Here is a 13379-nt window from a genome sequence, read left to right as displayed (position 1 = left end):
CGAACCGACGTGCTCTTCGCGATGCTCCGCGACGGCACCTTCTACGAACCCCAACCCGCCCCATCAGCTTGACCAAACCCATAGGGGCACCCCCCAGGGCGCGCCGCGCACGCCCCGGACGGCCGTGTGTCAGCTCGGGCGCTCGTAGTTGGTCAAGACGCAGCCCTCGACCTGGGCCTTCTCCAGCCGGTAGCCGGCCGGCGCGGTGAAGCCGGTCTCGCAGTTCAGGTACAGGAACTGGAGCTGGTACAGCCCGCGGCGGACGCTCGCGTTGTTGGTCTCCACGGCGATGTTCGTGCCGACCAGCAGCTTGCTCGCAGTGGCCTTGAGGCGCCCATCGTCCTTCAGGTCGGCCAGCTGCGCCGCCTTGGCCTTGGTCTGGAGGGTCTTCATGTCGGAGACGGTGTCCAGCCAGTTCAGGTTGTGCGCGCGCCGCTCCCCGCCGAGCTGGCCGCAGACCGCTCGCTGCTTGACGCCCCAAGCGCTCGCGGGGCCGTCGACGACCGGCATGTAGTCGATCGACTGTACCTGCTCGTCGGTGACTTTCATGCTCGTGCAGTCGACCGTGTGCGGGCTGACGAGCTTCTTCAGCTCGGCGATGCTGCCGGCGCTCGGCAGGCCCAGGCTGCCGGTGGACGGCTGGCCCGGCTTCGCGGCTCCCTCGGTGGAGGGGTCGCGGACCGCCCCGCGGTGGGGGCTGCCCTGGCCGTCGGGGCTGTTGACGTAGTCGGTGAGGAAGCAGCCCTCGACCAGGGCCTTCTCCTTCTTGAACCCCTCCGGGACGAAGACGTCGGGGTTGCAGCTCAGGATGCGCAGGTCGGAGTTGGGCGGGTCGACCAGGGACACGGCGGTGGCGGTCTTGAGCGCGGTGAGGGCGAAGGTCTTGCCCACGACCGTGCGGCTGGCGAGGTCGGTGTCGTCCCGGCCCTCGGCGAGCAGCTTCGCGGCGTTGTCCTTGGCGGCCTGCTGGAAGGCCTTCATGTCCGGGGTCAGGAAGAGGACGATCTCGCCCCGCGCCTTCATGTCCGTGCAGACGCCGCGCTCCGTGATGCCCCAGTCCCCGGCGCCGATGAACCCGCTCAGCGGCACCCGGCTGTCGTTCGGTTCGGTGCTGAGGTTCTCGCAGGACGTGTACTGCTGTACGTGGGCCTGCGCCCCGGCCAGCGTGGCGGGCGCGGCGCCGGCGGCCGTGGGGGAGGCGGGGGCGGCGCCCCGAGCGCTCGCGGAGGGGCTCGCGGCGGGCGGGCCCGGCTTGGGGGAGTCCTCGCAGGCGGTGGCGAGGGTGGTGAGCGCGGCGAGGGCCGCGGTCGCGGCGGATATCCGCTGGAGGCGCATGGGTGTCTTCCGTCGGCTGGACACGGCACGGGGGATGGCGTGCCCATGCTAAGGCCACCTGTCTGAAAATTGATCTTGTGGCAGGTCGAGGTGAATGGACGGAGGCGGCGTGGGAGTGGGTAGAGCCTTTGTTGCCGCAGGTGGATGGGCGTGGTCGGCCGTGGCGTGATCACCGGCAGGTGGTCAATGGTGTGCTGTGGCGGTTGCGGACCGGGGCTCCGTGGCGTGACCTGCCCGAGCGGTATGGGCCGTGGCAGACCGTCTATGAGCGGTTTGCCCGCTGGGAGGCGGACGGCACGTGGGCAAGGCTGTTGGAGCATGTGCAGGTCCGCGACGACACGGAGGGCCGGGTGGAGTGGACCGTCGCCGTCGACTCCACGATCAACCGTGCTCACCAGCACGCCGCCGGCGCACGTAAAAGGGGGCTGCGGACGGGGGCGAACTGGAAGATCCGGTCGGCTCGCAGACGCGCCAGGCCCTCGGCCGGTCCCGAGGCGGGCTGACCACCAAGGTCCACCTCGTCGTCGACGGCCGGGGACTGCCGCTGTCCATCGTGCTCACGCCCGGCAACGTCAACGACGCCATCGCAGTCGGTCAGGTCCTCGACGGGATCCGCGTTCCGCGAGCCGACACCGGCCGCCCACGCACGAAACCGACCCGAGTCCTGGGCGACACGGCCTACTCCAGCCGAGCGATCCGGCATCTGCTGCGGCGTCGGGGCATCGCCGTCACGATCCCCGAGCGCCGCGACCAAACAGCCAACCGCCGACGCCGAGGGCGCCTCGGCGGCCGGCCGCCCGCCTTCGACAAGGAGCTCTACCGCGACCGCAACGTGGTCGAACGATGCTTCGCACGCCTCAAGCAGTTCCGCGCGATCGCGACGAGATTCGACAAGGTTGCCGACCGCTACCGTGCCGGCGTCGTCCTGGCCTCGCTGATCCGCTGGCTCCGCGAACCAGCCCGTGATCATTTGTCAGACACTGCCTGGTGCTGTGGCCGGAAAGGTTTGCCGGGGCGCGGTGTTCGGTGCGGTGCATCGCAAGGCGGAGGGCCGCGGCTCGTACTGGACGTACTCGCGCGGTCCGACAACGCGGCGAGGTGCCGTGCCGAGCGCCGTGACCCGGTGAACCTTTCCGGTCACAGCACTAGTCACCGGACCGGGTCCAGCCGATGGCGTCGAGGCGGGCGGCGTCGGACGGGCGGTCCTCCGCGAAGAGGAGGCGGCCCGGTTCCGAGACGCGGATGACGTCCACGTAGATGCCGCGCCCGACGTAGCGGCCGCTCGCGGAGTGGCGGAAGCGGAGGCGGACTTCGCGGCCGGCCCAGGTCGATGTGAGGGGGGCTTCGAGGCGGTGCCAGATGCGGCCCGACCAGCCTGCGGCGGTTCCGCGGGGCCATTCCTCGGGGGCGCCGCCCGTGGAACGGAGGGTGGTGAAGGGGAGCGGCTCCCAGTGTTCCCCGTCGGATGAGGCCTCCAGGTGGAGGGCGCCCTCGCCCGGCACGGTGTCCCACCACACGGCGCACCTCAACCGGGCGGCCGCCGTGGTCGGGGTGAGCGGCGGGAGGGTGAGGGTGCCCGAGCCGCCCGGCTGGATTCCGGAGAACCAGGCCGCGCCGCCGTGCTTCGTACGGACCGGGACGGCGCGGGCGAAGCGGTTGCCGACGGCGACCCGCGGGGCGCTGCCGGCCCGCCAGGTGCGGACGGGGTGCACCGAGTTGCCGAGCAGGATCAGGAAGGAGTCCGTGGAGGGGTCGAGGACGAGAGAGGTGCCGGTGAAGCCGGTGTGGCCGGCGGAGTGCGGGGTGGCCATCGCGCCCATGTACCAGTGCTGGTAGAGCTCGAAACCGAGGCCGTGGTCGTCGCCGGGGAAGGCGGTGTTGTAGTCGGTGAAGAGCAGCTCGACGGAGGCGGGGCGCAGGATGCGCTTGCCCGCGTAGACGCCGCCGTCGAGGAGGGCCCGGGCGAGGACGGCCAGGTCCCAGGCAGTGCCGAAGACCCCGGCGTGGCCGGCGACTCCGCCGAGCGCGTGCGCGTTCTCGTCGTGCACCTCGCCCCAGACCAGCCCTCGGTCCAGGCCGGACCACGGCGGCCGCTGCACCTCGGTGGCGGCGGTGATCCGGCGCCAGGAGAGCGGAGGGTTGTAACGAGTGCGGTGCATCCCGAGCGGAGCGGTGATCTCGTCGCGGAGCAGGACGTCCAAAGTGCGGGCGGTGATCCGTTCCAAGAGCAGCTGGAGCGTGATCAGGTTCAGGTCGGAGTACCGGTAGACGGTTCCGGGCGTCTCCTGCGGCCGGACGGACCACAGGAGCCTCAGCTGCCCTTCGCGGCTGGATTGCTGGTAGAAGGGAGCCCAGGAGCGCAACCCCGAGGTGTGGGTGAGCAGCTGGCGGACCGTGATCGACTCCTTGCCGCCACCGGTGAACTCGGGCAGGTACCGCCGCACCGGAGCCTCCAACTCCAGGCGACCCCGCTCCATCTGCTGCACGGCCAGGATCGACGTGAACAGCTTCGTCAGCGAGGCCAGGTCGAACACCGTGTCCTCGGCCATCGCGATCCGCTCGGCCGCCGGGAACTCCCGGACCCGGTCGGTCCGCCCGTCGTAGTCCGCGTACCGCACGGCATCGCCCATCGCGCGGTGCAGGGCGATCGTGCGGCCCCGGCCCGCGAGGACCACGGCGCCGGCGTAGTAGGGGTGCTCGGGCGAGGGGCCCAGGAACCGCCGCGCCTCCTCCGCCACCCCCTCCAGGTGCCGCTCCACCAGTCCGGCCTGGCGCGCGGAGCCGTACCGCAGCCGCAGTCCCTGGAGTGCGCGCCGCTCGGCCGGGTTCCCCGCCGCGCCGGCGGAGCCGGGTAGGGCGGCGTGGAGGATGAGCACGCCGCCGAGGGCGAGGAGCCGGGCCCCCAGCCGGCGGCGGCTCAGCCCGTCTCCGCCGGCGGCCGCCGCTTCTTCATTCGCCTGGCCCCCGGCCCCCGTCCCTGCTGCCATGTCCGGCCCTCCTGTCTCCTGTCCGAGTCCGCCTGCGGCGCCGCTTCCCGGGGCTCCGCCCCGAAACCCGCGCCTCAAACGCCGGCGAGGCTGAATGTGCCCGCGGCGCCGTTTCCAGGAGCCGGCGCCGCCCCGGCCCACGCCTCGAACTCCCCAACCACCGCGGCGAGGCACCCCCGGCTCGGGCGCCGCCCATGGGGCCCGCTCCCGGGGACCGAGGCCTCGAAACCGCCGAGCGGGCCGCAGGCACCCCGCACGCTAGTGGGTATCTGCCCGCCCGTCGGGCAACCTCCGCATCGACCGGTCCGGAAAGAATCTGACACTACATCAGAAAATCTCTTCCCTCGAGTGCCGGGCTGCGGCATCCTGCCGCCCATGGAGACGGAGCTGAGCAAGAAACTGGGAGTCGAGCACGCCATCTTCGGCTTCACGCCCTTCCCGGCGGTGGCCGCTGCCATCACCCGGGCGGGCGGATTCGGCGTGCTCGGAGCGGTCCGCTACACCGCTCCCGACGACCTCAAACGCGACCTCGACTGGATGCAGGCGCACACCGACGGCAAGCCCTACGGCCTCGACGTCGTCATGCCCGCCAAGAAGGCCGTCGACGGCATCAGTGAGGCCGACATCGAGGCGATGATCCCGGCCGAGCACCGCGCCTTCGTCCGCGACACCCTCGCCAAGCACCACGTGCCCGAGCTCGCCGAGGGCGAGGCCTCCGGCTGGCGGATCACCGGTTGGATGGAGCAGGTCGCCCGCAACCAGCTCGACGTCGCCTTCGACTACCCCATCAAACTCCTGGCGAACGCCCTCGGTTCCCCGCCCGCCGATGTCATCGCGCGCGCCCATGACCACGGTGTCCTCGTCGCCGCCCTCGCCGGCAGCGCCAAGCACGCCCGCCGCCACGCCGAGGCGGGCATCGACATCGTCGTCGCCCAGGGCTACGAGGCCGGCGGCCACACCGGCGACATCGCCACCATGGTCCTGGTCCCCGAGATCGTCGAGGCCGTCGCCCCGCTCCCGGTCCTCGCCGCCGGCGGCATCGGCAGCGGCGAGCAGATCGCCGCCGGACTCGCCCTCGGCGCCCAGGGCGCCTGGCTCGGCTCGCTCTGGCTCACCACCACCGAGGCGGACCTGCACTCGCGCGCCCTCACCGAGAAGCTGCTCGCAGCCGGCTCCGGCGACACCGTCCGCTCCCGCGCCCTCACCGGCAAGCCCGCCCGTCAGCTGCGCACCGAGTGGACCGACGCCTGGGACGATCCGGAGGGCCCGGGCGCGCTCCCCATGCCGCTGCAGGGCCTGCTCGTCGCCGAGGCCGTCTCCCGGATCCAGAAGTACGAGATCCAGCCGCTGCTCGGCACTCCCGTCGGCCAGATCGTCGGCCGGATGAACGAAGAGCGCAGCGTCCAGGCCGTCTTCGACGACCTGACGAGCGGCTTCGAGCGAGCCATCGACCGCATCAACCGCATCGCCGGCCGAGTCCGAGAGGCGTGAGCAGCGTGAGCAGTGTGACCGACCAGCCCCCGAACGGCTTCTGGGCCCAGGCCGCCGCCGACCCCGAGCGGACCGTCCTCGTCACCCCCGAGGGCGAGGAATGGACCGCCGGCCGGCTGCACGGCGACGTCAACCGCCTCGTCCACGGCCTGCGCGCGGCCGGTCTGGAGCAGGGTGACGTGTTCGCCGTCGTGCTCCCCAACGGCGTCGAGTTCCTCACCGCCTACCTCGCCGCCGCCCAGGCCGGCTTCTACCTCGTCCCCGTCAACCACCACCTCGTCGGTCCCGAGATCGCCTGGATCGTCTCCGACTCCGGAGCCAAGGTCCTCGTCGCCCACGAACGGTTCGCCGACGCGGCCACCGCCGCCGCCGACGAGGCGGACCTGCCCGCGAGCCACCGCTACGCCGTCGGAGCCGTCCCGGGCTTCCGCCCGTACGCGGACCTGCTGGACGGGCGGCCCGGCACGCCCCCCGAGGACCGCACCCTCGGCTGGGTCATGAACTACACCTCCGGCACCACCGGCCGCCCCCGCGGCATCCGCCGCCCCCTGCCCGGCAAGCTTCCCGAGGAGACCTACCTCGGCGGCTTCCTCGGCATCTTCGGCATCCGCCCCTTCGACGGCAACGTCCACCTGGTCTGCTCGCCGCTCTACCACACGGCGGTGCTCCAATTCGCGGGCGCCGCCCTGCACATCGGGCACCCGCTGGTCCTCATGGACAAGTGGACGCCCGAGGAAATGCTGCGCCTGATCGACCAACGTGCCTGCACGCACACCCACATGGTCCCGACGCAGTTCCACCGGCTCCTCGCGCTCCCGCAGGACGTGAAGGACGCGTACGACGTCTCCTCGATGCGGCACGCCATCCACGGCGCCGCGCCCTGCCCCGACCACGTCAAGCGGGCGATGATCGACTGGTGGGGCAACTGCGTGGAGGAGTACTACGCGGCGAGTGAGGGCGGCGGCGCCTTCGCCACCGCCGAGGACTGGCTGAAGAAGCCCGGAACCGTCGGCAAGGCCTGGCCGATCAGCGAACTCGCCATCTTCGACGACGACGGCAACCGGTTGCCGCCCGGCGAACTGGGCACCGTCTACATGCAGATGAAGACCGGCGGCTTCAGCTACCACAAGGACGAGGGCAAGACGAAGAAGAACCGCATCGGCGACTTCTTCACCGTCGGCGACCTCGGACTGATGGACGAGGAGGGCTACCTCTTCCTCCGTGACCGCAAGATCGACATGATCATCTCGGGCGGGGTCAACATCTACCCGGCCGAGATCGAGTCCGCCCTGCTCACCCATCCGGCGGTCGCGGACGCCGCCGCCTTCGGCATCCCGCACGCCGACTGGGGCGAGGAGGTCAAGGCCGTCATCGAACCGGCCGAGGGCTTCGAGGCGGGCGACGCGCTGGCCGCGGAGATCCTGCACCACTGCGAGCGGCAGCTCGCCGGCTACAAGCGCCCCAAGACCGTCGACTTCATCGAGACGATGCCGCGCGACCCGAACGGCAAGCTGTACAAGCGCCGACTGCGCGACCCCTACTGGGAGGGTCACGAGCGCGCGATGTGACGTGACGTCACCCGTGGGTGAAGTCGTACACCGCCGCGCAGTAGGGATCCTGGGGTCCGAGCCCGCGGACCACGGCGTGGAGCGCGTCGGTGAGGTCGTACGAGGGCTCGTCCTGAAACCGGAAGGTCTCCGCGCGGACGTCGACGACCGGGATGCCCAGGCCGTCCACGGACGTCGCGTCGGTCGAGGCCGGCCCGGCGGCGGCCAGTTGCCGCAGCACTCCGGCGATGTCGCTCCACGGGACGTTGCAGTCGTACCGCCCGGCCGGCGGGAAGTCGTAGGCGAGCGACGTGCCCAGGTCGCGGCCGTCCCACAGCACCACGCGGGTCGTGTCCGGACGCCCGGGAGGCTGCACCACCCCCTGCACCAGCCGTCCCGGGCCGCCCCCGCCCTCGCCCCCCGGCGGCGGGGACACGTAGCGCAGCAACGCCCGGAGCGCGACGCGGTGCGGATCGGTCAGGTCGTACTCGCTCCAGGGCGACGGCACGTCCGCTGAGGTCATGCCCCATTCTGCGGCGCCGGGCGCGATTCCCGCAGGCAGCGCACCCGCCACGCCCGGCGAATGCGTGAGAAGAGCCACGTCGAGGCCCCGGAGGCGGTGCTTGCGCCGCACCGGAGGAACAGTTCTGGCAAGTTGGCACATATGAGCACGGCAACCCGTAGATCACCCCTTACCGACTGGACCGTCGTGGTCCCCGTGGTGGCGCTCGTCGCCCTCGTCTTCAGCTGGGGACGTGAGCTGCCCCCGCTCGTGGTGGCCCTCGTCGCGCTCTGCCTCGCGGGCGCGGTGCTGGCGGCCGTCCACCACGCCGAGGTCGTCGCCCACCGGGTCGGCGAGCCCTTCGGCTCGCTCGTCCTCGCCGTCGCCGTCACCGTCATCGAAGTGGCGCTCATCGTCACCCTGATGGCCGACGGAGGCGACAAGACCTCCTCGCTCGCCCGGGACACGGTCTTCGCCGCCGTCATGATCACCTGCAACGGCATCGTGGGCCTGTCGCTGCTCGTCGGCGCCCTGCGCAACCGGGTCGCCGTCTTCAACGCCGAGGGCTCCGGCGCGGCCCTCGCCACCGTCGCGACCCTCGCCGTCCTCAGCCTGGTGCTGCCGACCTTCACGACCAGCAAGCCCGGACCCGAGTTCTCCACCGCGCAACTGACCTTCGCCGCCGTCGCCTCGCTCGCCCTCTACGGGCTGTTCGTCGCCGTCCAGACGGTCCGCCACCGGGACTACTTCCTGCCCGTGGAGACCGGACGCCCGACCGGCGCGGCGGACGGGGACGGCGACGACCACGCCGAGCCGCCCACCGCCCGCGCCGCTTTGGTCAGCGTCGGCCTGCTGCTCGTCGCGCTCGTCGCGGTGGTCGGCGACGCCAAGTCCGTCTCCCCGACCATCGAGAAGGGCGTTGCCGACGCCGGCCTGCCGAACGCCGTCGTCGGTGTGATCATCGCCCTGCTCGTGCTGGCGCCCGAAACGCTGGCCGCCGTCCGGGCCGCCCGCCGCGACCGCGTCCAGACCAGCCTCAACCTGGCCTACGGATCCTCCATCGCCAGCATCGGCCTGACGATCCCGGCCATCGCCCTGGCCACGATCTGGCTCTCCGGTCCGCTCATGCTGGGCCTCGGGGCGACCCACATGGTGCTGCTCGCCCTGACCGTCGTGGTCAGCGCCCTCACCATCGCCCCGGGCCGCGCCACCCTGCTCCAGGGCGGAGTGCACCTCGTCCTGCTGGCCGCGTACCTCTTCCTGGCCGTGAGCCCGTGAGCCCGTGAGCCCGTGAGCCCGTGAGCCCGTGAGCCCGTCGAGGCCACGGCCGGGAACAGGGCGGGTCAGCGTCGCTCGCGCGGCCACACCACCTTCAGCTTCGGCGAGGTGAGGATGTCCCGCTCGCAGAACCGCGAGGTCACCCAGCGCTCTTCGGAGAACAGCCGGGTCTGGTCCGCGTAGTACGGCGAGTTCGGGTTCGAGGACTGGCTGTACGTCAGCAAGGTGCGGGCCACCGGGCAGCGGCCGCCGTCCCAGCCGACCGCCTGGACATGACTGGAGCCGTGCGTCACCTCCGGGTAGCCGCCGGCCGCCGCCTTCCACGGGGCCTCGATCTTGTTCCAAACGCCGAGCGCCTCCGTACCGCCGCCCACCGGGAGCTTCCGGTCGCCGCGGACCACGAACTGGTGCTCGCCCAGCGGCGCGTCCAGCGCGATCCCGGCGGCCCTGAGCTCCGCCACCGTGTCCGCGAGCGCACGGCCGAGGCCGGGCGCGGCCTGGTTGAGCGTGCGCGGGGTGCGTACGGGATCGGCCGCCGAGAACGGCACCAGCCACAGGTCCTTGGGCGCCGTCGATCCGGTCAGCTTGCGCCAGAACCGGTCGAAGAGGAGCGCGCCGCGGCTGGCGACGTCGGCGGTGCGGTCCCAGCCCGCCAGCGCCGGGCAGGCGGCCGAGACGTCCACCACCGCGCCGTCGCTCGCCGTCGCCGTACCGCCGGGCAGCGCGGCGCAGGCCTTCGCCGCGTCGGCCGCGGCCAGGTCACCGGCCGGTACCCGGTTGGCGAACTGCTGCTTCTGCAGGTCCGTCACCGTCAGCCCGCCCCGGGCGGCCATCGCCGACACGTCCTCGACCGCGCCGCGCGTACGCAGCGACCGCGGGGTGGCGACATTGCCCCAGATCCGCTCGTAGCCGGTCAACGGCCGGTCGGCATTGGCCAGCCAGGCGCTGTCGTTGGAGTTCTCGGCGTACGGGGCGCCCTGCAGCGTCGGCGCCTTCCCCGGGCCGAACACCCCCGGCTGCACCGCGTCCGGGTCCGCGCCGAGCGCACAGTCGGCGCGCGAACCGTCGAGCACCGCCAGCCCCGAGGCCGGGTACGTGGCCCGGCCCAGCGGGGTGGAGCAGCGGGCGGCGAGCTCGTCGGTGATCCGGGGGAGCACCTGGGACTGGGTGAAGAGGGTGCCGCCCGAGGAGTCGGCGGCGACCGTGTTGACCCAGGGCAGGCCCTGGGTGCGGGCCAGGGCGTCCTGGATGCCCGCGACCGAGAGGGCCTTGCCCATGGCCAGGGCGGTGTCGGAGCCGCGCAGGTTCGCCGCGTTGGGGTCGTTCAGCGCGTACGCCGTCTGCGCGGTCCACGGCAGCGGCAGGCCCGGGCCGAGGCCCGTGATCACGGGCCCGTAGCGGGTCCACCACTGGGTGCGGGTCACCGGATCGCCGCCCGACACCGGGACGGTGACGGTGCGCCGGGTCATCGCCTCCGGCTTCCCGTCGACGAGGTAGACGGTCGGATCGGCCGGGTCGAGCGCGAGCTGGTGGAGGTTGACGGGCGTGCCGGTGGCCACCGTGTGGCTCCAGGCGACCTTCTCGTTGAAGCCGATGTTGACCACGGCGGTGCCGAGCAGGGAGCCGCCCGACACGTTCAGTTCGCCCGGGATGGTCTGTTGCGACTGCCAGAAGCGGCGCCCGCCCTGCCACGGGTAGTGGGGGTTGCCGAGCAGCAGCCCGCCGCCGGACGCGGTGGTGGAACCGCTGAAGGCCACCGCGTTGGAGCCCCGGTCGTAGCGGGAGGTGTCGAAGAACTCCCGTGCCGCCTCGGCCGCGGCCGCCGGATCGGGTTCCGGCTGCGGCGAGGCCGTACGTGCCGCATCGCCCGGCGGCTGGGCCCCCGTGATGCCATCGATGCCGCGCCCCTGGCCGCCGAGGACCGAGACGGCGAAGCCGCGGGCGGCCACGTCGGTGGCGGTGACCGGGCGGACCCAGCCGGCGCCCTTGCAGGCCGGATCGGTGATCTTGTTCTGGGCGAGCCACGCGTTGTACCCGGCGGCCCAGCCGCGCATCAGCTCCTTGAGGTCCTTGCCGGGACCGGCGGGAGCGGGCGTGGCGAGGAGCTTCTCGACCGTCCCGGAATCCCGGACGCCCTTGAAGTACAGGTCGCTGGAGAGGTTCCGGGTGGCGGAGGACAGCGATCCGTCGGGTGCGGCGTCGGGGCCGAACCAGCGCGAGCGCTCCCCGGCGACGGTCACGAATCCGTCGGCGAGCACGCACACCTGGTCGGCGGCCTGAGCCCAGCCGGTCCCGAAACCGAGGTGCGCGTAGTCCTTGGCGAGGATGTGCGGAATGCCGTTCTCGGTGTACCGGATGACGGCGGACAGGCCGCCGCCGGACGGTATCCGGTCCCCGGTCGTCGCCGAGGCCTGCGGCGCCGCGGCCGTGGCGGCCAGCAGCGCGGCGCCGGCGAGGGCGACGCGACGGAGTGTCGGACGGGTGCTGAGGTGCAACATGCCTCCCAAGTAGCCTGCGGATGGGCGTGATTGCCCGCTGGACAGGCGGTGCGTCCGTGCCCCCACACTCATGCAGGCGGTCCGATGATCTGTCAACATCCCGTTTGGTATCCCGGTTATTGACCTTGGGCCTGCGGGGCACGAGGATCGCGCCATGACGGCAGACCAGTCAGCGCGGGCAGCAGGCACAGCAGGTGCGGAGCGGGCAGTGCGGCACCGGACGGTCGACGGGCTCGTGCGCCACAGCGCGCACCGGGTGCCCGACCGGGTGGCCGTCCGCTACCACGAGCGGACCTGGACCTACGCGGAACTCGACGCGGCCGTCACCACCGGCGCCGCCGTCCTGCGCGAGCGGTACGGGCTCTCCGAGGGCGACCGGGTCGCGACCTTCGCCCACAACTCCGACGCCTACCTGATCGCCTTCCTCGCCTGCGCCCGCGCCGGGCTCACGCACGTCCCGGTCAACCAGAACCTCACCGGCGAGGACCTGGCGTACATCCTGGACAACAGCGCGAGCGCGGTGGTCCTCGCCGATCCGGACCTCGCCGGGCGGGTCCCCGACGGGTACCGCGTACGGGCGCTGCGCGACGCCGCCGACTCCTTCCTGGCCGAACTCGCCGAGCCGCTGCCCTTTGACGGCCGTAGCGATCCGGACGGGCTGGCGCAGCTGCTGTACACCTCCGGGACCACCGCCCTGCCCAAGGGCGCGATGATGACGCACCGGGCGCTCGCGCACGAGTACGAGAGCGCGATCGAGGCGCTGGATCTGGCCGAGGAGGACCGGCCGGTGCACTCGCTGCCGCTCTACCACTCGGCGCAGATGCACGTCTTCCTGCTGCCCTACCTGGCGGTGGGGGCGGGCAACACGATCCTGGACGCGCCGGTCGCGGAGCAGGTCTTCGACCTCGTGGAGGCGGGGGAGGCCGACAGTCTCTTCGCCCCGCCGACGGTGTGGATCGGCCTGGCCAACCACCCCGACTTCGGGCGGCGCGAGCTGGGCGCGCTGCGCAAGGCGTACTACGGGGCCTCGATCATGCCGGTGCCGGTCCTGGAGCGGCTGCGCGAGCGGCTGCCCGGGCTCGGCTTCTACAACTGCTTCGGCCAGAGCGAGATCGGCCCGCTGGCCACGGTGCTGGGGCCGGACGAGCACGAGGGGCGGATGGACTCCTGCGGGCGGACGGTGCGTCACGTGGAGGCGAAGGTCGTCGACGAGGACGGCAAGGACGTGCCGGCCGGCACGGCGGGCGAGGTGGTCTACCGCTCGCCGCAGCTGTGCCGCGGGTACTGGAACGACCCCGAGGCAACGGAGAAGGCCTTCCGTGACGGCTGGTTCCGTTCGGGCGACCTCGCGGTGCGCGACGCGGAGGGCTACTTCACGGTCGTGGACCGGGTCAAGGACGTCATCAACTCGGGTGGGGTGCTCGTCGCCTCCCGGCAGGTCGAGGACGTGCTGTACACCCACCCGGGCGTGGCCGAGGCGGCGGTGGTCGGCCTGCCCGACGAGCGGTGGATCGAGGCGGTGACGGCCGTGGTGGTGCCGCGCGGGGAGGTGACGGAGACGGAGCTGATGGCGTACGCGCGGGAGAAGCTGGCCCACTTCAAGGCCCCGAAGCGGGTCCTGTTCGTGGACGCCCTCCCGCGCAACGCCAGCGGCAAGATCCTCAAGCGCGAGCTCCGCGACCGCTTCGCGCCGGACGGGACCGAACCTCCGGCACCCCCGGCGGCCGGGGCGCGCTGACGC

The 13379-nt window shown here is 72.4% G+C and carries 8 protein-coding genes and 1 pseudogene; 5 read left to right on the top strand and 4 right to left on the bottom strand.

The genetic code is table 11. The features are described from left to right. Positions 1 to 129: 129 nt before the first annotated feature. Positions 130 to 1335 (bottom strand): hypothetical protein, encoded by a 1206-nt coding sequence (locus ACFV9H_RS19655; RefSeq protein ID WP_385399667.1) that lies wholly within the window; start codon positions 1333 to 1335, stop codon positions 130 to 132. Positions 1336 to 1412: 77 nt separating this feature from the next. Between ACFV9H_RS19655 and ACFV9H_RS19650 the strand changes: the two are divergent. Then, positions 1413 to 2314: pseudogene (locus ACFV9H_RS19650) on the top strand (IS5 family transposase); the annotation flags it as partial. A gap of 166 nt (positions 2315 to 2480) precedes the next feature. On the opposite strand, the gene ACFV9H_RS19645 reads toward ACFV9H_RS19650, so the two are convergent. Continuing rightward, a complete protein-coding gene (locus ACFV9H_RS19645) occupies positions 2481 to 4322 on the bottom strand; it encodes a serine hydrolase (RefSeq protein ID WP_385399666.1) in 1842 nt (613 codons plus the stop codon). Between the two features lie 375 nt (positions 4323 to 4697). Here ACFV9H_RS19645 and ACFV9H_RS19640 point away from each other — a divergent pair, with 375 nt between their 5' ends. Continuing rightward, positions 4698 to 5813: an NAD(P)H-dependent flavin oxidoreductase gene (locus ACFV9H_RS19640; RefSeq protein ID WP_385399664.1), complete on the top strand. Its 1116-nt coding sequence runs from the start codon at positions 4698 to 4700 to the stop codon at positions 5811 to 5813. Positions 5814 to 5827: 14 nt separating this feature from the next. Continuing rightward, positions 5828 to 7381 (top strand): acyl-CoA synthetase, encoded by a 1554-nt coding sequence (locus ACFV9H_RS19635; RefSeq protein ID WP_385399681.1) that lies wholly within the window; start codon positions 5828 to 5830, stop codon positions 7379 to 7381. A 7-nt stretch (positions 7382 to 7388) separates the two neighbouring features. On the opposite strand, the gene ACFV9H_RS19630 is transcribed toward ACFV9H_RS19635, so the two are convergent. Further along, complete coding sequence (locus tag ACFV9H_RS19630) at positions 7389 to 7883, bottom strand: hypothetical protein (RefSeq protein WP_385399661.1); 495 nt, start codon at positions 7881 to 7883, stop codon at positions 7389 to 7391. 141 nt (positions 7884 to 8024) lie between these two features. Here ACFV9H_RS19630 and ACFV9H_RS19625 point away from each other — a divergent pair, with 141 nt between their 5' ends. Next, positions 8025 to 9140, top strand: coding sequence for a calcium:proton antiporter (locus tag ACFV9H_RS19625; protein WP_385399659.1), 1116 nt, complete (start codon positions 8025 to 8027; stop codon positions 9138 to 9140). 65 nt (positions 9141 to 9205) lie between these two features. Here ACFV9H_RS19625 and ACFV9H_RS19620 read toward each other — a convergent pair whose 3' ends face one another. Further along, positions 9206 to 11638: a penicillin acylase family protein gene (locus ACFV9H_RS19620; RefSeq protein ID WP_385399657.1), complete on the bottom strand. Its 2433-nt coding sequence runs from the start codon at positions 11636 to 11638 to the stop codon at positions 9206 to 9208. Between the two features lie 154 nt (positions 11639 to 11792). Here ACFV9H_RS19620 and ACFV9H_RS19615 point away from each other — a divergent pair, with 154 nt between their 5' ends. After that, positions 11793 to 13376: a fatty acyl-CoA synthetase gene (locus tag ACFV9H_RS19615; protein WP_385399654.1), complete on the top strand. Its 1584-nt coding sequence runs from the start codon at positions 11793 to 11795 to the stop codon at positions 13374 to 13376. Positions 13377 to 13379 lie beyond the last annotated feature (3 nt).

It is taken from the genome of Streptomyces sp. NPDC059874 (assembly GCF_042731135.1).
Lineage (GTDB): Bacteria > Actinomycetota > Actinomycetes > Streptomycetales > Streptomycetaceae > Streptomyces.
This window is presented reverse-complemented; position numbering and strand designations above follow the sequence as displayed.